The organism is Rhodobacter sp. P2_H5, from assembly GCF_056403335.1.
Genome location: NZ_JBFUFS010000006.1, coordinates 183,723 through 203,728 on the forward strand (window position 1 = coordinate 183,723; position 20,006 = coordinate 203,728).

23 protein-coding genes are annotated in these 20,006 nt (G+C 64.5%); 8 read left to right on the plus strand and 15 right to left on the minus strand.

The features are described 5' to 3' along the window. Position 1 precedes the first annotated feature (1 nt). The 4 genes from AC1DVR_RS10455 to AC1DVR_RS10470 are packed head-to-tail and all read right to left on the minus strand — an operon-like array spanning position 2 to position 2,317. Positions 2 to 460 carry a MarR family winged helix-turn-helix transcriptional regulator gene (locus AC1DVR_RS10455; protein ID WP_478000503.1) on the minus strand — a complete coding sequence of 153 codons (459 nt, stop codon included), beginning with the start codon at positions 458 to 460 and terminating at the stop codon, positions 2 to 4. Then, positions 457 to 1,287: a carbon-nitrogen hydrolase family protein gene (locus AC1DVR_RS10460; RefSeq protein ID WP_478000666.1), complete on the minus strand. Its 831-nt coding sequence runs from the start codon at positions 1,285 to 1,287 to the stop codon at positions 457 to 459. The genes AC1DVR_RS10455 and AC1DVR_RS10460 overlap by 4 nt, the downstream gene beginning before the upstream one ends. A gap of 4 nt (positions 1,288 to 1,291) precedes the next feature. Further along, complete coding sequence (gene grxC, locus AC1DVR_RS10465) at positions 1,292 to 1,546, minus strand: glutaredoxin 3 (protein WP_478000504.1); 255 nt, start codon at positions 1,544 to 1,546, stop codon at positions 1,292 to 1,294. Between the two features lie 48 nt (positions 1,547 to 1,594). Then, positions 1,595 to 2,317, minus strand: a complete 723-nt coding sequence (locus tag AC1DVR_RS10470; RefSeq protein ID WP_478000505.1) for a double zinc ribbon domain-containing protein — start codon at positions 2,315 to 2,317, stop codon at positions 1,595 to 1,597. 23 nt (positions 2,318 to 2,340) lie between these two features. Between AC1DVR_RS10470 and AC1DVR_RS10475 the strand changes: the two genes are divergently transcribed. Together AC1DVR_RS10475 and hemH are read left to right on the plus strand one after the other, a co-directional pair. Next, the gene (locus tag AC1DVR_RS10475) at positions 2,341 to 3,150 is read left to right on the plus strand and encodes a methyltransferase domain-containing protein (RefSeq protein ID WP_478000506.1); all 810 of its coding nucleotides are present in this window, start codon (positions 2,341 to 2,343) and stop codon (positions 3,148 to 3,150) included. 49 nt (positions 3,151 to 3,199) lie between these two features. Then, positions 3,200 to 4,261 carry a ferrochelatase gene (hemH, locus tag AC1DVR_RS10480; protein WP_478000507.1) on the plus strand — a complete coding sequence of 354 codons (1,062 nt, stop codon included), beginning with the start codon at positions 3,200 to 3,202 and terminating at the stop codon, positions 4,259 to 4,261. Positions 4,262 to 4,392: 131 nt separating this feature from the next. Here hemH and AC1DVR_RS10485 read toward each other — a convergent pair whose 3' ends face one another. From AC1DVR_RS10485 to AC1DVR_RS10495, 3 genes are all read right to left on the minus strand, one after another. Further along, positions 4,393 to 4,584: a hypothetical protein gene (locus tag AC1DVR_RS10485; RefSeq protein WP_478000508.1), complete on the minus strand. Its 192-nt coding sequence runs from the start codon at positions 4,582 to 4,584 to the stop codon at positions 4,393 to 4,395. A 206-nt stretch (positions 4,585 to 4,790) separates the two neighbouring features. Further along, positions 4,791 to 4,979: a hypothetical protein gene (locus AC1DVR_RS10490; protein WP_478000509.1), complete on the minus strand. Its 189-nt coding sequence runs from the start codon at positions 4,977 to 4,979 to the stop codon at positions 4,791 to 4,793. Between the two features lie 276 nt (positions 4,980 to 5,255). After that, the gene (locus AC1DVR_RS10495; protein WP_478000510.1) at positions 5,256 to 5,867 is read right to left on the minus strand and encodes a L,D-transpeptidase; all 612 of its coding nucleotides are present in this window, start codon (positions 5,865 to 5,867) and stop codon (positions 5,256 to 5,258) included. 186 nt (positions 5,868 to 6,053) lie between these two features. Between AC1DVR_RS10495 and dalA the strand changes: the two genes are divergently transcribed. Next, the gene (dalA, locus tag AC1DVR_RS10500; protein ID WP_478000511.1) at positions 6,054 to 6,581 is read left to right on the plus strand and encodes a divisome-associated lipoprotein DalA; all 528 of its coding nucleotides are present in this window, start codon (positions 6,054 to 6,056) and stop codon (positions 6,579 to 6,581) included. 55 nt (positions 6,582 to 6,636) lie between these two features. On the opposite strand, the gene AC1DVR_RS10505 is transcribed toward dalA, so the two are convergent. From AC1DVR_RS10505 to hslO, 7 genes are all read right to left on the minus strand, one after another. Further along, positions 6,637 to 7,107 carry a L,D-transpeptidase family protein gene (locus AC1DVR_RS10505; RefSeq protein ID WP_478000512.1) on the minus strand — a complete coding sequence of 157 codons (471 nt, stop codon included), beginning with the start codon at positions 7,105 to 7,107 and terminating at the stop codon, positions 6,637 to 6,639. 101 nt (positions 7,108 to 7,208) lie between these two features. Next, positions 7,209 to 8,429, minus strand: a complete 1,221-nt coding sequence (locus AC1DVR_RS10510; protein ID WP_478000513.1) for a class I SAM-dependent RNA methyltransferase — start codon at positions 8,427 to 8,429, stop codon at positions 7,209 to 7,211. After that, positions 8,426 to 10,264, minus strand: coding sequence for an ABC transporter ATP-binding protein (locus AC1DVR_RS10515; RefSeq protein ID WP_478000514.1), 1,839 nt, complete (start codon positions 10,262 to 10,264; stop codon positions 8,426 to 8,428). The genes AC1DVR_RS10510 and AC1DVR_RS10515 overlap by 4 nt, the downstream gene beginning before the upstream one ends. Next, the gene (locus AC1DVR_RS10520; RefSeq protein ID WP_478000515.1) at positions 10,261 to 12,111 is read right to left on the minus strand and encodes an ABC transporter ATP-binding protein; all 1,851 of its coding nucleotides are present in this window, start codon (positions 12,109 to 12,111) and stop codon (positions 10,261 to 10,263) included. Before AC1DVR_RS10520 ends, AC1DVR_RS10515 begins: the two co-directional genes overlap by 4 nt. A 37-nt stretch (positions 12,112 to 12,148) precedes the next feature. Then, positions 12,149 to 13,315, minus strand: coding sequence for a CCA tRNA nucleotidyltransferase (locus tag AC1DVR_RS10525; protein ID WP_478000516.1), 1,167 nt, complete (start codon positions 13,313 to 13,315; stop codon positions 12,149 to 12,151). Beyond that, positions 13,312 to 13,902, minus strand: coding sequence for a CoA pyrophosphatase (locus AC1DVR_RS10530; protein WP_478000517.1), 591 nt, complete (start codon positions 13,900 to 13,902; stop codon positions 13,312 to 13,314). The genes AC1DVR_RS10525 and AC1DVR_RS10530 overlap by 4 nt, the downstream gene beginning before the upstream one ends. Further along, positions 13,892 to 14,905: an Hsp33 family molecular chaperone HslO gene (hslO, locus tag AC1DVR_RS10535; protein WP_478000518.1), complete on the minus strand. Its 1,014-nt coding sequence runs from the start codon at positions 14,903 to 14,905 to the stop codon at positions 13,892 to 13,894. The genes AC1DVR_RS10530 and hslO overlap by 11 nt, the downstream gene beginning before the upstream one ends. Positions 14,906 to 14,995: 90 nt before the next feature. On the opposite strand from hslO, the gene AC1DVR_RS10540 reads away from it, so the two are divergent. Continuing rightward, positions 14,996 to 15,436: an NUDIX domain-containing protein gene (locus AC1DVR_RS10540; RefSeq protein WP_478000519.1), complete on the plus strand. Its 441-nt coding sequence runs from the start codon at positions 14,996 to 14,998 to the stop codon at positions 15,434 to 15,436. On the opposite strand, the gene AC1DVR_RS10545 is transcribed toward AC1DVR_RS10540, so the two are convergent. Further along, entirely contained in the window at positions 15,433 to 16,692 is a 1,260-nt protein-coding gene (locus AC1DVR_RS10545) for a PP2C family protein-serine/threonine phosphatase (protein ID WP_478000520.1), read from the minus strand. The genes AC1DVR_RS10540 and AC1DVR_RS10545 overlap by 4 nt on opposite strands. A gap of 198 nt (positions 16,693 to 16,890) precedes the next feature. Between AC1DVR_RS10545 and AC1DVR_RS10550 the strand changes: the two genes are divergently transcribed. From AC1DVR_RS10550 to AC1DVR_RS10565, 4 genes are all read left to right on the plus strand, one after another. Continuing rightward, on the plus strand, positions 16,891 to 17,220 hold the full coding sequence (locus tag AC1DVR_RS10550) for an Hpt domain-containing protein (RefSeq protein WP_478000521.1): 330 nt from the start codon (positions 16,891 to 16,893) through the stop codon (positions 17,218 to 17,220). A gap of 80 nt (positions 17,221 to 17,300) precedes the next feature. Then, positions 17,301 to 18,533, plus strand: coding sequence for an argininosuccinate synthase (locus tag AC1DVR_RS10555; RefSeq protein WP_478000522.1), 1,233 nt, complete (start codon positions 17,301 to 17,303; stop codon positions 18,531 to 18,533). Between the two features lie 204 nt (positions 18,534 to 18,737). After that, entirely contained in the window at positions 18,738 to 19,646 is a 909-nt protein-coding gene (locus AC1DVR_RS10560) for a protoglobin domain-containing protein (RefSeq protein ID WP_478000523.1), read from the plus strand. A 39-nt stretch (positions 19,647 to 19,685) separates the two neighbouring features. Beyond that, positions 19,686 to 20,006 carry an STAS domain-containing protein gene (locus tag AC1DVR_RS10565; RefSeq protein WP_478000524.1) on the plus strand — a complete coding sequence of 107 codons (321 nt, stop codon included), beginning with the start codon at positions 19,686 to 19,688 and terminating at the stop codon, positions 20,004 to 20,006.

Consider the following 20,006-nt stretch of genomic DNA (forward strand, 5'->3'; position numbering starts at 1 on the left):
TCTAGTCGCTTTCCTCCAGCCGGATGCGCAATTCGCGCAAGACCGGCAGGACGGCGCGGACCCGGTCGACGCCAAGCGCCTTGACCACATCGGCGATCAAGGGCGCCACCGAATGGACGGCGGCATCGCGTGCCGCCTTTCCGGCGGGGCTGATCGCCACAAGCTTCTGGCGCGCATCGTCCCAATCGGGGCGAATATGGACATGGCCGGCCCATTCCAGCTTGGACAGCGTGTTGGTCATCGCCCCGCGCGTGACGTGGAAAGCCTTGGCCAGCTGAGCGGGAGTGCGTTCCTCCTGCAGGCGGGCGAGGTGGTTCAGCACCGAGAAATGCGACAGCTCCATCCCCTTGGGCAGTACCTTGGAGATGCGGTTGCGCGCCAGCTGATCCGCCGTCAACAGCTCGCCAAACAGCGAGACCGCGAGGTCTTCGGTGCGCTCATTCTCGGCCTTGTCGCTCATGGCCCGTCAAAGGGCCGGTCATGCGTGAGCGAGGGCACCCGGCGGCGCGCCTCGTCCACGCGGGCGAGGTCGAGGTCGACCAGCGTCACGCCGGGTTCGGTTCCGGCATCGGCGAGGATCTCGCCCCAGGGGGCGATGGCCAGGCTGTGGCCATGGGTGCGGCGCCCCTTGCCGTTGGCCTCGGCATGAAAGCCGGTCTGCGCCGGGGCGAGGACGAAGGCGCCGCTTTCGATGGCGCGGGCGCGCAGCAAAGTTTCCCAATGCGCCGCACCGGTCAGGTGGTTGAAGGCGGCGGGCACCGTCAGGATGCGGGCGCCACCTTGGGCCAGGCGGCGGTAGAGATGGGGGAAGCGGACGTCATAGCAGACGGTCATGCCCACGGGGGCGAAGGGGGTTTCCACCACAACCGCCTGCGTGCCGGGCCGGAAGCCAGACGATTCGCGATAAATCTCGGTTTCCGAGACGTTGACGTCGAACATGTGGATCTTGTCGTAACGCGCGGCGATGCTGCCATCGGGGGCGATCAGGAAAGACCGGTTGGCGAAACGGCCATCCGCATCCTCGGTCAGCAGGGCGAGCGAGCCGATCAGCAGCCAGATGCCAAGTTTCGCCGCCTCCGCGCGCAGGGCGGCGAGGGTTTCGTCATCCGCTTCCAGGCGCAAAAGCGCGCGTTGGGCGGTGCGATTTGACCAGAGGCCATTGCTGCATTCCGGCGTCAGAACAAAGTCAGCGCCGCCGGCCTTGGCCTGCTGGATATAGGCCAAGGTCCTGGCGAGGTTCTGCGCCGGGTCGTCGGTCACGGTCAGCTGGACAAGGGCGGCGCGCAAGGGCTCAGGCCAGAAGCGGGTCGAGCCGCCCCTCGTGGTCCAGCTCGTGCAGGTCGTCGCAGCCGCCGACATGGGTGCCGCCGATGAAGATTTGCGGCACGGTGCGGCCGCCGTTGGCGCGGCGCATCATCGCGGCCCGCTTGTCAGGGTCGCGGCTGACGTCAATCTCGGTGAAGGCGGCGCCCTTCTTGGTCAGCAGGCGCTTGGCCGCGGTGCAATAGGGGCAGGTCGGCGTGGTGTAGATTTCGACGGGTTTCATGGCGGTTTTCCTTGGGCGCATCCTCGGATGCAGGGGCACTATACCTAACTAGTCATCCTTCGCAACGCGTGCCATGACCAGAACGGAAACCCCGATTGCGCCGGCTGCAATGCAGGCCTCGGCCCCGGCAGCCAACGTCGCCCCCGAAGTCATCACGTCATCAACCAGAAGGACATGCCGCCCCTCCACCCGTGCCTCACGTTTGGGGTGCAGGGTCAGGGCCGCCGACATATTGGCAAAGCGCGCGTCGCGGCCGAGCCCGTCTTGCGAGCCAGTATTGTGCCGGCGGCGCAGAAGGTCGGGGCAATGCTCCAGCTTGGCGAGTTTGGCAACCCGGGCCGACAAGAGCGCCGCCTGATTGTAGCGCCGCTTGATCAGCCGCATCCAGTGCAGCGGGATCGGCGCCACCAGCATGTTCGGCACCAGAATCGGGGCGACGGCGCGGTACATCCACTGCGCTGCCGGGCGCGACAGGTCGAGCCGGTCGCCGTGTTTCAAGGCCAGCACCAGTTTCCTCGCGTTGTCGCGGTACAAAAGCGCCGCCCGCCCCGCCGTCCACGGCCGCGCGATGGCAAGACAGTCGTCGCAGAGCACATCCTCCTGCCGGTCCTCGCCCGGAAGGGGCACGCCGCAGTGCTGGCAGACGAGGCCGGTGATGAAGGGCGTCTCGGCCCAGCACGGGCCGCAGAGGCCGAAGTCGCTGGTCACCCGCGCCCCACAGCTGATGCATTGCGGCGGGTAGATCATGTGCAGCAAGGCTTGCATTCCCATCCCGCCCTCCTATGGTCCGCGCCATGCAGACACCGCCCCCCCTGACCAACCGCCGCACGCTTTTGCGCCATCGCCAGCGTGCCACCGCCCTGTTCCTGCAGGACCTCGCCCGCGATGAAGTGCAGGAGAGGCTGAAGGAGGTTAACAGAACCTTTACATCACCCCTCGCCGTGACCGGATTCCCGCAAATCTGGCCGGATATGCCGACGATTGCCGATGATGAGGTGCTGGCGGCGGAGCCGAATGCGCATGACATCGTGATCAACGCGCTGACGCTGCATTGGGCCAATGACCTCGTCGGGCAGCTGGTGCAGTGCCGCCGGGCCTTGCAACCGGATGGCTGGTTCGTCGGGCTGCTGTTTGCAGGCCAGACCCTGCACGAGTTGCGCGCCTGTCTGGGCCAGGCCGAGGCGGAGGTGACCGGCGGATTGTCGCCGCGCATCCTGCCGATGGGCGAGATTCGCGACCTGGGGGCGCTGCTGCAACGGGCCGGGTTTGCCTTGCCGGTGGCCGACAGCTTCTCGACCGAGGTGCGCTACCGCGATGCGTATCACCTGATGCGCGATCTGCGCGCGATGGGGGAGGGCAATGCCCTGGCCGAGCGGCTGCGCCGGCCGACGCGCCGCGCCGTCTTCAAACGCGCGGCGGAGATCTATCAGGACAGTTTCGGCGGGCCGGATGGGCGGATTCCCGCGACGTTCGAGATTGTGGTCCTGACCGGCTGGGCCCCGCATGACAGCCAGCCCAAGGCGCTGCGCCCCGGATCGGCCAAGGCGCGACTTGCGGATGCGCTGGCGGTGCCGGAATTGCGCCTGCCGCGTGATCCGCTTTGACATGGGGGGCGTAACGTCTATCTCTGCCCCAGCAATGAAGGAGACCTGCATGTCTGACGTCAGCCCCGGAACCGGCCGCCTCGCGCACGCCCCTGCCGACCACCCCAAGGTGAAGGTGGCCAAGATCGGGGTCCTGCTGGCCAATCTGGGCACGCCGGACGGCTATGATTATTGGTCGATGCGGCGCTACCTGAACGAGTTTCTGTCTGACAAGCGCGTCGTCGATATCCCGGACTGGAAGTGGCAGCCGATTCTGCAGGGCATCATCCTGACGATCCGGCCGTCGCGCTCGGGGGCGAATTACAAGTCGATCTGGAACCACGAGCTGAACGAAAGCCCGCTGCTGACCATCACGAAACAACAGACCGCCGCGATCCGCGAGAGCCTGGCCGCGCTGTACGGCGACCGGGTGATGGTTGATTTCTGCATGCGCTATGGCAACCCCTCGACCCCGTCCAAGGTGCGGGCCATGGTGGAGGCGGGCTGCGAGAAGATCCTGTTTTTCCCGCTTTATCCGCACTATGCCGGGGCAACCTCTGCCACGGCAAATGATGCGTTTTTCAAGGCCTTGGGCCGCGAAAAGCGTCAGCCGGCGGTGCGTACGGTGGCGGAGTATTTCGACCATCCGCAGTATATTGCCGCGCTGGCCCAGTCGGTTGCCACGGCCTATGCCAAGCTCGACCACCGGCCCGATGTGCTGGTGACCAGCTATCATGGCATGCCGAAGCGCTATTTGATGGAGGGCGACCCCTACCATTGCCAGTGCATGAAAACCACACGGCTGTTGCGAGAATCACTTGGCTGGGAGAAGGGCGCGATCGACGTCAGTTTTCAGTCGGTCTTTGGCCGGGAAGAGTGGCTGAAGCCCTATACGGTCGAACATGTGGCGGAACTCGCCAAGGCGGGCAAGAAGCGGATCGCGGTGATGGCGCCGGCCTTCTCGGCCGATTGCATCGAAACGCTGGAGGAGATTCAGGGCGAGATTCGCGAAGCCTTCCTGCATGCCGGCGGCGAAAGCTTCACCTATATCCCCTGCCTGAACGCCGAGCCCGATCATATCACGGCTTTGACGGCAGTGATTCGCGAGAATCTGGGCGGCTGGATCGTCTAGGCCAGGTTCCGAGTCTGGGGCCCGAGTCTCGGACCCAAGTCTGGGGTCTGTCCGCGGGATTTCAAATGAAAAGGACGGCAGAAATCTGCCGTCCTTTTGCAAATTCGCGATACGCGGCCGAAGGCGCGATCTTAGTTGCTGGCGACAGCAGCAGCCACAACGATCAGCAGCAGCAGCGGAACCAGGTAACCACCGCCCGAGGACGAGTTGGTGTGGGTTTCGGCGACGACCGGTGCGGGTTCGACGACCGGCTGAGCCATGCCACCAGCGAAAGCGGTGGAAGCGGCCAGCGACAGCGCGGCGGCGAGAGCGATTTTTTTCATCTTGATCTCCGTTTTGATTCTTCGGCCGCTTGGTTGGTTAGGAGCGCGGCGGAATTGTTGCTCGTGGCAGGATAAAAGCATTTTGACGGTCCAAATGCAACGGCTCGCCAACGGGTTTGCGCAACTGTTGCCAGATTACCCACCGAAAGCAAAAGAAAAAGACGGTGGGCAGCCCACCGTCTTTTCCAAAAATCCGAAAACCGGACTTAGTTGCTGGCGACAGCAGCAGCCACAACGATCAGCAGCAGCAGCGGGATCAGGTAGCCACCGCCCGACGAGGACGAGGTGGTTTTTTCGACGACGGTCGGTTGGACAACGGTCGGCTCAACGACGCCGCCAGCGAAAGCGGACGAAGCGGCCAGCGACAGAGCAGCGGCGAGTGCGATTTTCTTCATAGTTATCTCCAGTTAATGCGCCCTGCCTAGTATGCGCAGAGGTGGCGGGCGCGCCCAAGACTGTTCCTCATAACGACGTAAAAAGCAGGTCAAAACCCGCTTTGCAACAGGCTCTATGGCTTCGTGGCCGCAGGTGGCCGCGGAATCGTCAAATAAGCAACACCTTCCGGCCAAGTTGGACCGGGCGGCGCTTTTATGATTGAAACCAAGTCGCGGCCCGAGCGTTCTAACGCCGCCCGAGCCTATTGCGTTCCCAATTCGGGGGAATATTTCTGCCTAGACCAGCAGGACCTGAGTCCCGACCTTGGCCAGGTCGAACAGTTCGAGAATCTGTTCGTTGTAAAGCCCGATGCAGCCGTTCGACGAGCGGCGGCCGATCTTGCGGGTGTCATGGGTGCCGTGGATCCGGTAGGCGGGCCAGCCGAGATAGAGCGCGCGCACGCCCAGCGGATTTTCCGGCGAACCGCCAGCGACGAAGGGCGGCCAGTCGGGGTTGCGCTCCAGCTCGCCCTTGGTGGCGACCCAGCGCGGGTTGACGACTTTCTGAATCACGGTGGTGTTGCCGCGCTTGGTCAGCTCTTCGGTCAGGGGGACCGAGGTCGGGTAAAGCTTGTAGACCGACTGATCCTCGGACCAGAAGTGCAGGGCGCGCGAGGTGATGTCGACCAGGATGGCGCCGTTCTTGGTATTGGCGAAATGGTCGCGCCAATCCACCGTGCGGAAGCTGGAGATATTGGCGCGCGGGGTCGCCTCGGTCGTGGGAGTTTCAAATTCGGTGGAATTGGCGAATTCGTCCGCCCGCGCCGGCAGGGCCGCAGCCCCCAGGCCCGCAGCCGCAGCCCCCAGAAACAGACGTCGCCCCAACTTCGCTTTGCTTTCGTCAGACATTCTCTGATCTCCGGTCTTTTTTACTGCTTGATTGGGCGGATCATACAGCGCCGGCGCGGCAGCCGCAATTCACACGCATGTCAATCGGCCAGTTGACGCAATGGGTTTTTCTTGGGCGCGAGTTGCGATAAGAGGGCCGGATATGATCTCAGAGGTCCGTTCAGGGCCCGATACAGGTGTATTGCCATGCAACGACGTTCTGCCCTTATTCTCGGCGCCGCAGCGGCACTTGCCGCCTGTGCGCGCGAGGTCGCGCCCCCGCCGGTCGGTTCCGACGGCCGCCCGCTGCCGCAGGTGTACCGAATCAAGCCGGGCGACGAATCGGTCATCACCTACCGGATGCTGGATGCCGTCAACGCGCTGCGCCAGGGCAAGGGCGCCCCGCAGCTGACGCTGAACGCCGCGCTGATCGCCGCCTGTGCGGCGCATTCGCGCGACATGGCGGTGCAGAACCGGCCCTGGCACTTCGGCTCTGACGGGTCTTCGCCCTTGGTGCGGGTCCAGCGCGTCGGCTATACCGGCAAGCTCTTGGGCGAGCTGATCTCGGAAACCTACGAGACCGAGCTGGTGACCCTGTCGGACTGGATGAACCAATCCGACACCCGCAGCCTGGTTCTGGACCCGAAAGCCACCGAAATGGGCTTTTCCTGGTTCCAGGAGCCGAGCGGCAAGCTGTGGTGGACGCTGCTCATGGGCAGTTCGAACATCGCGTGATGGCAGACCGCCATGCAGCGCGACGCGGGGGGCCTTTCGGGCCCCCTTTTTCCTGTCACGGGAAGATGTTGATCTGGGTGCCCGGGTTGACCATCGCATAGACCTCTTCCATCTGCTTGTCGGTCAGCGCGATGCAGCCGGCGGTCCAGTCGCCCTTGGCCTTGGTCCAGCCGGGCTGGCCGTGGATGAAGATGTCGCCGCCCGGTTCCTTGTTCATCGACTTGGCATAGGCGCGGTCCGAGTCGTTGGGATAGGAGATGCCCAAGGACAGGTGATAGGTCGACTTCGGGTTGCGGTGCGTGATGTAGTAGGCGCCCTCGGGCGTCTTGCGGTCACCTTCAAACTGCTTGGGGCCCACCGGGATGCCGCCCAGCTGGATGTTGTAGGTCTTCAAGAGCTTGGTGTCGTGCATCAGGTACATCTTGCGGTCGGCTTTGTGCACCTCGATCAGGGTGACGGTCGGGCCGCGATAGGTCTGGAACTTCGAGTGGGAGCAGGCCACCAGCCCAAACAAAACAAGGGTCATCAAGACCGCCCGGAAGAATGCTGTCATCTGTGCCTGCCTCAGGTATTTTTCCCGGCTTTAGCGCAAGATGGCGGTTCTGGCCAGACCGAACTGGCCCGTCACTAAAGCGTGAACTGTGCCGCAAGCTCGACATGGGGCGACCAGCGGAATTGGTCGACGACCTGCACCCAATTCAGGCGGTAGCCGCCCGCGATGAGGATTTTCGCATCGCGCGCGAAAGTTGCCGGGTTGCAGGAGACCGCAGCGATCATCGGCACTTTCGAGCGGGCGAGCGTGTGGCTCTGCGCCTCGGCTCCGGCGCGGGGCGGGTCAATCACCACGGCTTCGACATATTTGAACTCGTCGGGTTCCAGCGGGCGGCGGAAGAGGTCGCGGACCTCGTGCGTCACGCGCTTCAGCCCCTCGCCCATCCGGAAGCCCTTGTCGAGCGCGGCGAGCATCTTGGCGTCGGTCTCGACCGCGTGGACCTCGGCCTTTTCGGCGAGCGGCAGGGAGAAGGTGCCGATGCCGGAGAAAAGGTCGGTGATCCGCTTGGCAGACCCCACCGATTCGATGACCGCGGCGAGCAGGGCGGCCTCGCCCTCGGCGGTGGCTTGCAGGAAGGCGCCGAAGGGCAGGGGCACGTTGGCGCGGCCAAGGCGGATCATCGGCTGGGCGCGCAACGCCACGATCTCGCCGTTCCAGGTCAGGCGCGAGAGGCCATGCGCCTCGGTCAGGCGGGCGAGTTCCAGTTGCAGGGCGGCGTCAGCCGGTTTGCCGCCGGAGACGGCGACATCGGGGCCGGAGGAGGTGCGGGTGACGGCCAGATCAAGTTCCGTTGTGCGCGAGCCGCCAAGCTTGACGATCTCTTCCAGCGCGGGGAAGGCGGCCATCAGGTCGGGGTGCAGGAGCTGGCAATTGGGCACCGGCACCAGCACCTCCGAGGCGCGGGCGTGAAAGCCCATCAGGACCCCGCCCTTGGTGCGGCGGGCTGCCAAAGTGGCGCGGCGGCGCGAGCGGGGGGGAGAGGTGATGATGGGCCTGAGGTCCGCCTCCAGCCCCTGGGCTGCCAAGGCGCCGCGCACGATGGCGGTCTTCCAGTCGGCCACGAAACCATTGGCGGCGTGCTGCATCATGCAGCCGCCACAGGTGCGGGCGTGGACGCAGGGCGCCTTGACCCGGAAGGCCGAGGGGGTGACGATGCGGATATCGGTCAGCTGGTCGCCCTTGACCGTGCCTTCGACCGCTTCGCCGGGCAGGGTCTGCGGCGCGAAGATCGCCCCGTCGGGCCCCTGAATGATCCCGTCACCCAGATGGCCGAGCCGCGCTATGGTGAAAGTCACTCTGCCGCTTCCTTTTCGTCTACGCCGATGAAGCCGCCGCTTTGACGGTTCCAGTAGCGCGCGTAAAGCCCCCCCGAGGCCAAAAGCTCGGCATGAGAGCCGTCTTCGACGATCCGCCCCTCATCCAGCACGATAATCCGGTCCATTTCGGCGATGGTGGACAGCCGGTGCGCGATGGCGAGCACGGTCTTGCCCTCCATCACCCGGGTCAGGGCGCCCTGAACCGAGGCTTCAACTTCCGAATCGAGGGCCGAGGTCGCCTCGTCCAGCACCAGAATCGGGGCATCCTTCAGGAAGGCGCGGGCCAGGGCGATGCGCTGGCGCTGGCCGCCGGAAAGCTTCACGCCGCGTTCGCCGAGGAAGGCGTCATAGCCCTTGCGGCCCTGATGGTCGCGCAGGTTGAGGATGAAATCATGCGCCTCGGCGGCGCGGGCGGCGGCGTACATTTCCTCTTCGGTGGCGTCGGGGCGACCGTAAAGGATGTTCTCGCGCGCCGAGCGGTTGAACATCGCGGTTTCCTGCGTGACCATGCCGATCTGCCGGCGCAGGCTTTCCTGCGTGACGGTGCGGATGTCGATGCCGTCGATCAGGATCTTGCCGCTTTCGGTGTCATAGAGCCGCAACAGCAGGGCGACCAGCGTCGATTTCCCCGCGCCAGAGGCGCCGACGATGCCGATTTTCTGGCCCGGCAGCACGGTCAATGACACCTCCTGCAAGCCGCCCTTCCGGCGGCCATAGGCGAAGGAGACGTGGTCCATCTCGATCCTTCCCGAGACGCGGGGCATTTCGGTGGCATTGGCGGCATCGGTCAGGGAATAGGGCGGGGTCAGGGTGCGCAAGCCGTCCTCGACCTCGCCCAGATTGCCGAAGATCGACATCAGGCTGAAGGAGACCCAGCCCGTCATCTGCGCCAGCCGGAAGCTGACCGCACCTGCGGCGGCGATATCGCCGGCGGTGGCGCCGCCCCGGCTCCACAGCCAGACGGTGCCGATCACCATCAGCACCGGCAAAACCCCGGCAAGGGCCATCAGCGTGAAGCGAAACCAGGAGGAGATCAGCCCGTAAGCCATCGCCGAATCGCGGAAGGCGCCCATCGCCTCCAGCGCCACGCGGTCCTCATGTTCGGTATGGGCGAAAAGCTTGACCGTCTTCATGTTGGTGACGGTGTCGACGATCTGCCCGGTGACATTGGCCCGCGCCGAGGCGCGCTGCGCCGATGCTCCGCGCACCCGGCGCAGGAAGTAGCGGATGAAGAAGACGTAAGCCACGACCCAGCCGACCAGCAGCAAGGACACAGAGCCGTTGATCGCCACCATCAGCGCGACCGACCCCACGACCGAGGCCAGCGCGAAGGCCACGGTTTCGACGGTGCCCGAGACGACATCCGTCGCCGCCCGCGCCGTCTGCATCTGCTTTTGCGCGATGCGGCCGGCGAAGTCATTGTCGAAAAACGTCACCGAATGGCCCAAAGTCCAGCGGTGCAGACGCGAGAGGATCAGCGGGAAGAGGTTGGGTTCGATGGTCAGCGACAGGGCCGAGGTGTTGATGCCGAAAACCAGGGGCCGGGCCACGAGGTAGAAGACCACGAAGCCCAGGAACAGCGGCCAGTGGGTGGCAAAAACCTCCGAGGGCGTGGCGGAATTGGCCGCGTCGATCACCCGGCCGAGGATCGTGGCCGAGACCGCTTCAAGCGAGCCTGCGGCGGCGGACCAGAAGGTGGCCCAAAGCACGCCAGCCCAGGCGCCTGTCAGCGCCCAGCGGAAGAATTTCACCGGCTTTGCGGGCGGCGGGATGTCGGTCGGCCGGAAGGGCGCGATTTTCGGGCCAAGGATCATGGTGCAGGCTCCTCTATGTCGTCGCGCAGGAAGCCGCCGGACTGCCGGGCCCAGAACTGGGCGTAAAGCCCGTTCCTGGCCAGAAGCTCGGCATGGCTGCCTTCCTCCGCGATCTGACCGGCATCCAGAACGACGATCCGGTCCATGGCGGCAATAGTCGACAGGCGGTGGGCAATGGCAATCACTGTCTTGCCCTCCATCACGCCGAACAAGGCCTTTTGAATGGCGGCCTCGGCCTCGCTGTCCAGGGCCGAGGTCGCCTCATCCAGAATCAGGATCGGCGCGTCCTTCAGGATCACCCGGGCAAGGGCCACCCGCTGCCTTTGCCCGCCCGAAAGCTTGACGCCGCGTTCGCCGACATGGGCGTCATAGCCGCGGCGGCCCTGCGGGTCCTCCAGGGTCAGGATGAAGTCATGCGCCTCGGCCCGTTTGGCGGCGGCGATCATTGCGGCGTCGCCGGCATCGGGGCGGGCGTAGAGGATATTCTCGCGGACGGAACGGTGCATCAGGCTCGAATCCTGCTGAACCATGCCGATTTGCGCGCGCAGGCTGTCTTGCGTGACATGGGCGATGTCCTGACCGTCGATCAGGATGCGGCCCGTCTCGGCATCGTAAAACCGCAGGATCAGCTTGACGAGCGTGGTCTTGCCGGCACCGGAGCGTCCGATCAGGCCGATCCGCTCGCCCGGGCGGATGGTCAGGTTCAGGTCACGCAAACCGCCCGAGCCGCGCCCGTAGTGGTGGCTGACGCCTTGCATCTCGATCAGGCCCTCGCGGAAGGCCAGCGGCTTGGCCCCCTTGTCGTCGACCAGTTCGATCGGCTGGGTGATGGTCTGCATCCCCTCCATCAGGGTGCCGAGGTTCTGCACCAGGCTGGTCGTCGCCCACATGATCCAGAAGGTCATGCTGTTAAGCCGCAAGACCAGCGCCACCGCCCCCGCCACGATGCCGATCGAGGCAAGCTCATGATACCACAGGTAAAGCGCCCAGCCCGAGACGCCGAGGATCATCAGCCCGTTGATCACGGTCAGCATGATGTCCATCGCCGTGACGATGCGCATTTCCTTTTGATAGGCGGTGCGCGAGGCTTCGATGGACTCCTTGGCATAGTCAAGCTCGCGCGCGTCATGGGCGAAAAGCTTGACCGAATGGATGTTGGTATAGCTGTCGACCACGCGCCCGGTGACGGCGGAACGCGCCTCGGAGGCTGCGGCAGAGGCTGGGCCGGCGCGGCGGATCGTCCAGCGCATCAGGCCGACATAGCCGAGGAACCACAGGATCAAGGGGATCAGCAGCCGGGCATCGGAATTGGCCAGCATCAACGCCGCGCCGATCAGCGTGGTGGAGGCGAAGGCCACGGCGTCGAAGACCTGAAACACCGCCTCGCCCGCGGCGGGAGGCGCCTGCATGATCCGGTTGGCGATCCGCCCGGCGAAATCGCTTTCAAACCAGCCGACCGGCTGGCGCAGCACATGGGCATGGGCGCGCCACCGCATCATGGTGCCGAAATTGGTCAGGATCGTGTTGTGCAGCAGGGCGACATTGGTACCGCTGATCAGGGGCCGCAGCAAAAGGATCGCGGCAGCAACCAGCATGACCTCGGTGCCATGCGCGGCCCAGACCTCGGCCGGGGTGCCCTGCGACAGCAGGTCCACCATGCGGCCGAGATACCAGATCATCCCGACCTCGGCCCCGGCGTTGAGCATCGACAAGATCCCGGTCGCCACAAAGACCTTGCGGAACGGCCGAATGTAGTCCGCGAGAAACGGCCAAAGCCTGCGGGGCGGAGTATCGGTTTGCGAATAGGGGGCGTAAGGGTCAATGAGACCCTCGAAAAAACGAAACATGACGAACCTTTGGATTGCCAAAGGCATATAGGCCCTTTCAGGCCGAAGGGAAACCCGAAGGCGCAGAAAGCAGCGCCTCACGGCTGAGGGTGAGGTCACTGGCGAGCCAGAGGGCCTCCAGCTCTTTCAGCCGTGTACCAAGGGCTGCGCCGCGCAGGTCGGGCATCAGGTCGGCGGCGGTGATCGGGAAATGCGCCTCGGTGCCGCGGTGCAGTTCGGTCTGCCACCCCGCGGGCAGCGGCGTTTCCAGCACCGCGGCGCGGGCCAGAAGGACATCGCCGCCCGGCGTCTCCCCGAGTTTCCAGCCCAGACCGGCGGGGCTGAGCGTGGTGCCGATTTCGTCTCTGATCCTGCCGATTTCGGCCTGTTCCTGCCGTGAAAGCCGCAGATGCTCGCCCATCTCGGCACCGCCGAGCACGGCAAGCCGGCGTTGCCAGCGCGGCGCGATGCCGTCCTCCAGATGGATGAGCGGGGCAATGGGTCGGGGGTCGGCGCCGGGCAGGACCTGGGCCAGAACCCCGGTGCTGGCCATGCTGGCCAGGGCGGGTGCGGGGTCGCGCGCGGCCAGAAGCTTGCGCATTTCGGCGCCGACGCGTTCGCGGCTGAGGCCCGCGATCCCGTCGACCAAGGCGGCGCAGGCGGCAAGGCCCTCGGCGTCGATTCCCAGCGCCGGGTCGCCATAGACGGCGTGAAAGCGGAAGAATCGCAGGATGCGCAGGTAATCCTCGCGGATGCGCTGTTCGGGCTCGCCGACAAAGCGGACGCGGCGCGCGATCAGGTCGGGCAACCCGCCGAGCGGGTCGACCACCTCGCCCGAGGGTTCGGCATAAAGCGCGTTCATGGTGAAGTCGCGGCGGGCGGCATCCTCGGTGAGGTCGGTCGAAAAGGCCACGGTGGCGCGGCGGCCGTGGGTTTGGACATCGCGGCGGAAGGTGGTGATCTCGTGAACCACGCCATTGGCGATCACGGTGACGGTGCCGTGGTCGATGCCGGTGGGGACGACCTTGAACCCGGCGGTTTGGGCAATGTCAGTGACGGTTTGCGGCGTGGCATCGGTGGCAAGGTCCAGATCGTGCACCGGCTCGCGCAACAGCGCGTTGCGCACGCAGCCGCCGACGAACAGGATCCGGTGCCCCGCCAGACCCACGGCCGCACACAGCGCTTGCGTGCCGTGCTGCTTCAGCCAAGCCCCCCCAATCCTCACCCGCCGGCCCTTTCCGCAAGGCCGCGCAGAATGCGGGCCGTGGCGCCCCAGATGTAGTAGGGCCCCCAGGGCACAGCGTAATAGGACCGCCATTGCCCGCGCCACTGCCGTCGTTCCACACTGTAGCGGCCCGGGTCGAGAAGATGCGCCAAAGGCACGGTAAAGACCTCTTCCACCTCACTCGGGTCGCGGCACGGTGAAAAATTGGCCACTTCGGCAAGAATGGGCGTCATCTGAAACCCGGTCACCGTCTCGTGCCCGGGCAGGCGACCGATCGGACGGACGAGGGCGGGCAGCAGGCCGATCTCTTCCTCGGCCTCGCGCAGGGCGGTGGCTTCGGGGCCGCTGTCGCTGTCTTCGGTCTTGCCGCCGGGAAAGGCGATCTGGCCGGGGTGGTGTTTCAGATGCGAGGCGCGCTTGGTCAGGATGACCTCGGCCCCGGCCCGACCCGCGATGATGCCCACCAGCACGGCGGCGGGGCGCAGGGTGCGCTCCGCCGGGGCCAGTTCGGGGTTAAGGTCGAAATCCGACGAAGCGCCGCCCGACCGAGCCAGAGCGGCGGTCAGGCGAGCCACTTCATTCGGCATTGTCAGGCGCCTTTTCCGCATCGAACCCCAGGGTTTTGGGGTCAAACTCGTAATGCGCGCCGCAGAACTGGCAATCGGCGGTCACGATGCCTTCGGCGGTGGTCATATGGGCGATGTCTTTCTTCGAATAGATCGACATGGTCTGACGCACCTTGTCGCCCGAGCAGGAGCAGCCGAAATGCACCGAGGTCGCATCGAAGACGCGCGGCTGTTCTTCGTGGAACAGGCGGACCAGAAGATCGGTCGGCGCCACGGTCGGGCCGATCAGCTCCATCTCTTCGACCGTGTCCAGAAGCACGTTGACGCGGTTCCAGTTCTCGGCCGGTTCGCCGGCGAGGATGTCGGTATGTGTGAGCAACCCGCCTTCGCCCGAGCCACCCTCGGCCGCGACACCCTCCGCCACCGAGCCGCCAACCTGCGGCATGTGCTGCAGCATCACCCCGCCGCCGCGCCAATGCGAGGGATGGCCTGGCATCTGGCTTTTGCCGAAGGTCAACGAAAACCGGGTCGGCAGCTGTTCGGACTGCGCGAAATAGGTCTCGGCGCAGTCGGACAGCGAATTGCCGGCGATGGGGGTGAAGCCCTGATAGGGGGTCATCCCCTCGCCCTGATCCAGCATGACGGCGAAATAGCCCTCGCCGATCTGGCTGAAGGGCGTGGCGAGCGGGTCAAGCCGTTCGGCATCGTAGCTTGCATAGGCGCGGATCCGGGCCGGTTGGCCATCATCGGTCGGGCCGTAATAATCGGTCGCGATCAGCCGGGCCGGGCCCTTGCCGCGAATCTGCAGCGACAGTTTCCAGCGCAGTTTGATCGACTGGCCGATCAGCGCGGTCAGAAGGGCGGCCTCGGCCACCAGGGCTTCGATCTGGGCCGGGTATTTGTGTTGTTGCAGCACACGGTCCAGCGCGCCATCCAGACGGACCACGCGGCCACGGATGTCGCTGGTATCCAGCTGAAAGGGCAGGACGGTATCGTCCCAGGTGATCTGGTTTCCGGAGGACATTGCGGGTTCCTTGGGGGGTTTCCTTAAGGTGCCATGCTTGGCATACCGCGCCTATATAGGCAGAGCAACCGGGCCACCAAGGGGCAAGAGATGATCAGACGTCATGGCGAGGCGGTAAAAGCGGGTCAACGCTACACGCGGCGGCCCGGAATCTATGCCGTGCTGTTGCGCGGGCGCGAGGTTTTGCTGACCTTTCAAGAGGCGCCCCTGCCGGAATACCAGTTGCCCGGTGGCGGAATCGACAAGGGCGAGGCGCCGATTGCCGCCCTGCACCGCGAGGTTTTCGAGGAGACCGGCTGGCACATCGACAGCCCGCGCTGGCTTGGCACCTACCGGCGTTTCACCTTCATGCCGGATTACGACATGTGGGCCGAGAAGGTCTGCGCGATCTATGTGGCGCGCCCCACCTTGCGGATCGGCCCGCCGAGCGAGCCGGGCCACAGCGCCATCTGGGCCGATGCCGGGGCGGCGCTGGATCTTCTGGACAATGTGGGTGACCGGGCGATGCTGGCGCAGGCCTTGCGGCTTTAAACCGGGCCGGAATAGTCAAACAGGATCCCCGAGACATCATCGGGAAAGTCGCGCCCGCCGGCATAGACCGACAGATCCCAAATCAGCGCCTCCAGCAGGTTGGCGCTGTTCATGTGGGCCGAGCTTTGGAGCAAGACCTCCAGCCCCTCGCTCCCCAGTTCATGGCCGGTGATATCGGGGCATTCGGTCACCCCGTCAGACACCAGAAACAGCCGGTCGCCGGGCAGAAGCCGGGTCGAGAAGGCCTGGTAGGTCGCCCCCGGAATAAGGCCGATCGGCAGGCCGCCGTCGCCCAGCGTCTCCACCCCCTCGCGCCGCAGGACGATCGGATGCGGATGGCCGGCCTGCACCAGCCGGACCGCCCCGCTGTGCAGGTCGATCTCGGCATAGGCGAGGGTGAAATACTGTTCGACCTGCACATCCTCGATCATCATGCGGTTCAGGCGGAAGGCCACCTCTTCCGGCGGATAGGCGTCGCGGGCGCCTTCGGCATTGATGCAAAGCGCGATGTTCTGGTCGGGCGAGCCGCCCGACAACAGCCCCGCAAGCCGCGCCGTCATCATGGCCGAGGCCACGCCATGCCCCGAGACATCGACCGAATAGATCGCAATCCGCCTTTCGTCGATGACGAAGGAGCCCACCAGATCGCCGCCGACATGGCCCGAGGGTTTCAGCATCAGATAGGCCATGCCCTCGCCGAAATCGCGCTGCCGGTCGCGGATCAGCGACTGTTGCAGCTTTTTCGCCTCGATCAGGTCGCGGTCCAGAGAATCGTACAGCTTTTGCAGCTGATCCAGCGTGCTGCCGACCAGCCGGTTCTTTTCGACCAGCTCCTGCTGCATCGAGACGATGCGTTCCCCCGCGCGCAGACGGGCGCGGAGTTCGTCGGAATTCACCGGTTTGGTCAGAAAATCGTCGGCGCCGTTTTCCAGCCCGTTGGCGATTTCGGACTTTTCGGATTTCGAGGTGAGCAGGATGAAATAGCCATACCCCTCGCGCGGCAGGGCGCGGAAGGCCTGGCACAGCTCCAGCCCGGTCATGCCGGGCATCACCCAATCCGACAGGATGATGTCGAAGGTCCGGGCGCGGCACAGGTCCAGTGCGGCGTCGCCCGTGGGCGCCTCGGTCACCTCGTAGCCCCAGCGTTTCAGCTGCACCGACAGGATCCGGCGCTGGGCCGCGCTGTCGTCGACCACAAGCACGCGCACCCGGCCAAAAGGGGCGGGCGTGGGCAAGGCGTCGCGCGGAATCATCATGGGTCGTGACATCGTTACCTTGGGGCTGCGCCAACTGCGGCTGCTCATGGGAAACCGGACTTTGCCCGTTCCCCCGGTTTGCCCCACAGGCTTTAAGAGAGGATGAAGCCTAAAATTCTCATTTCTAAGGTTGCGCGGATTACCACTTGTTAAGCTTGCCGCGCCAAGCTGCGGGCAGGGAACCACGGGGATGCCTGCATGATCGACTGGGACAGGGTACGCGAACTGCGCGCTGAAATCGGGGCGGAGGATTTTGACGAAGTGGTCTGCCTGTTTCTGGAAGAGGCGGACGAGGCGATTGCCCGGCTGTCGCCCGCCAATGGGGCCAAGGCGCTGGCCGCCGATCTGCATTTTCTGAAAGGGGCGGCGCTGAACCTTGGCTTTGCCAACCTTTCCGGCCTCTGTCAGGACGGCGAACGACGGGCCGGCGCGGGGGATCTGGCGGTTGATCTTGCCGCCGTGCGCGCCGCCTATGCCGCTTGTCGCGCCGCTTTCGAGGCCGGGGCCGCCCAAGCCTTTGCGGCTTGAGGTTTTCCGTGTCGATGGTTCTTGTTCCGGGCCGAAAAACTGACTAGACCCCGGTCAGTTTTTGACCCGGGAGCGCCCCTATGCCTGCCTTCAAGCCCAAGAAAGTCGTCCTTGCCTATTCCGGCGGCCTGGACACCTCGATCATCCTCAAATGGCTGCAGACAGAATATGGCTGCGAAGTGGTGACCTTCACCGCCGACCTCGGCCAGGGCGAAGAGCTGGAGCCGGCGCGCAAGAAGGCGATCCTGATGGGGATCGCGCCGGAAAACATCCATATCGTCGATGTTCGCGAAGAATTTGTCCGTGATTTCGTCTTCCCGATGTTCCGCGCCAATGCGCTTTACGAAGGGCTCTATCTGCTTGGCACCTCGATCGCCCGGCCGCTGATCTCGCAACATCTGGTGCGGATCGCGCATGAGACCGGGGCCGATGCCGTCTCGCATGGCGCGACCGGCAAGGGCAACGATCAGGTTCGGTTCGAGCTCTCCGCTGCCGCGCTGGACCCGGCGATCAAGGTCATCGCGCCCTGGCGGCTCTGGGATCTGACCTCGCGGACCAAGCTGTTGGAATTCGCCGAGAAAAACCAGATTCCGATCGCCAAGGACAAGCGCGGCGAGGCACCCTTCTCGGTCGATGCCAACCTGTTGCACACCTCCTCCGAGGGCAAGGTTCTGGAAAACCCGGCCGAAGAAGCGCCCGAGTTTGTCTATCAGCGCACCGTCAGCCCGGAAGCCGCCCCCGATCAGGCCGAAATGGTCGAGATCACCTTCGAGAAGGGCGACGCGGTTGCCATCAATGGCGAGGCGATGTCGCCCGCCACGATCCTGACCAAGCTGAACGAGATCGGCGGCAAGCATGGCGTGGGCCGGCTGGATCTGGTCGAAAACCGCTTCGTCGGCATGAAGTCGCGCGGCATCTACGAAACCCCCGGCGGCACCATCCTCCTGGAGGCGCACCGCGGCATCGAACAGATCACCCTCGATTCCGGCGCGGGCCATCTGAAAGATTCGATCATGCCGCGCTATGCCGAGCTGATCTACAACGGCTTCTGGTTCTCGCCCGAGCGCGAGATGCTGCAGGCGCTGATCGACAAGAGCCAGGAACATGTTTCGGGCACCGTGCGGGTCAAGCTCTACAAGGGCTCGGCGCGGACTGTGGCGCGCTGGTCCGATCAGACGCTTTACTCTGAAAAACATGTGACGTTTGAAGAGGATGCCGGCGCCTACGACCAAAAGGACGCCGAGGGTTTCATCCGCCTCAACGCGCTGCGGCTGAAGCTGATCGCGACGCGCAATGCCCGCGTGAAAGGCTGACGCCTGGGGCGCAAGCCTCTGCGATGATGATCTGAAACAAGCGGTGCCGGGGATCCCGGCGCCGCTTTTTCTTTTGCGCCGCAAGGCGATGTCGGATTTCGGCCCGGTCGCGTCATATTCCTTGGCCTTGGTAATCACCCGTTAAACTTGAATCCCTAATCCTGAGGAAGGAACCGAACCAGCGAACAACATTCAGGCCATATCATGAACGAAATCCTCTCTCGCTCCTTTGCGAACCAGGCAAGCGAAAGCCCCGGCTTAGAAGATTCGCTTGCGTGGTTTGATCTGCAACCTGTCGATCGGGAACAGGCAGCCCTGCTTGGCCCGATCAGTGGCCAGGTCGCGGATGAGATCATCGAAACCTTCTACGACCACATCCTGCGCTTCGAAAGCGCGGCGCAGCAGTTCTCCTCCGGGGCGCAGATTGCCCGGGTCAAAGCCGGCCAGAAACGGTATTTCACCGAACTGATCGCGGCCAAGCTTGATGAGGGCTATATCAACGAAAGGCGCCGTATCGGCCGCATTCATGAGGCGGCGGGCATCACGCCGACCCTCTACATCGGCTCTTACGCCTATTACCTCAGCCGGCTGGGCCATCTGATCCGCGAAAAGATGGCGGATGACCCGGATACGGCCTTCAAACTCTACCTCTCGCTGCAGAAAATCGCCCATTTCGACATGTCGCTGGCGCTGGAGACCTATGTCGAGGCGCGCGAACATACGATCGAACAACAGCAGCGCGAGATGAGCGAACTGCCCACCCCGGTGCTGAAGCTGAAGACCGGGCTGATCCTGATTCCCGTCGTCGGTGCGCTGGATGCGGTGCGGGCGCGCAACCTGACAGTCGCCCTTCTGGAGGGGATCCGCCACTATCAGGCCGGTGCGGTGGTGCTCGACATTACCGGGGTTGCCGACATCGACAGCGCAGTCGCCAATCATCTGATCCAGGCGATGCAGGCGGCACGTCTGATGGGGGCCAAGTCCGTGCTGACCGGGGTCTCGTCCGAAGTGGCGTTGTCGCTGGTCAAACTCGGGGTCGGCAAAGCCGATCTGCACACGGCCGGCAATCTGGAAAACGGCATCCTCGAAGCAGAAGCGATGTTGGAGCGGTAGAATATGGCAATACGGGTCCCTATCCTGAGACAAGGCAATGTGCTGATCGCATCCATCCAGGATGCCTTGAGCGATAGCGACCTTCTGGACCTTCAGCGCCGCTTGCTGGGGGAAGTGATCGCAAGAAATGCGACGGGCGTGATCATCGACGTGAGTGCGCTGGATGTTCTGGACAGTTTCGGCACCAGGATCCTGTCGGACATCGCCTCCTCGATCCAGTTGCGCGGAGCCAGAACGGTGATCGTGGGGGTGCAGCCGGAAGTGGCGCTGTCCATGGTGCTGCTGGGCCTCAACATGAACAATGTCGCAACCGCCCTCGATCTTGACGCCGGATTGGCCGTGTTGGGGCGGAGGGTCTGA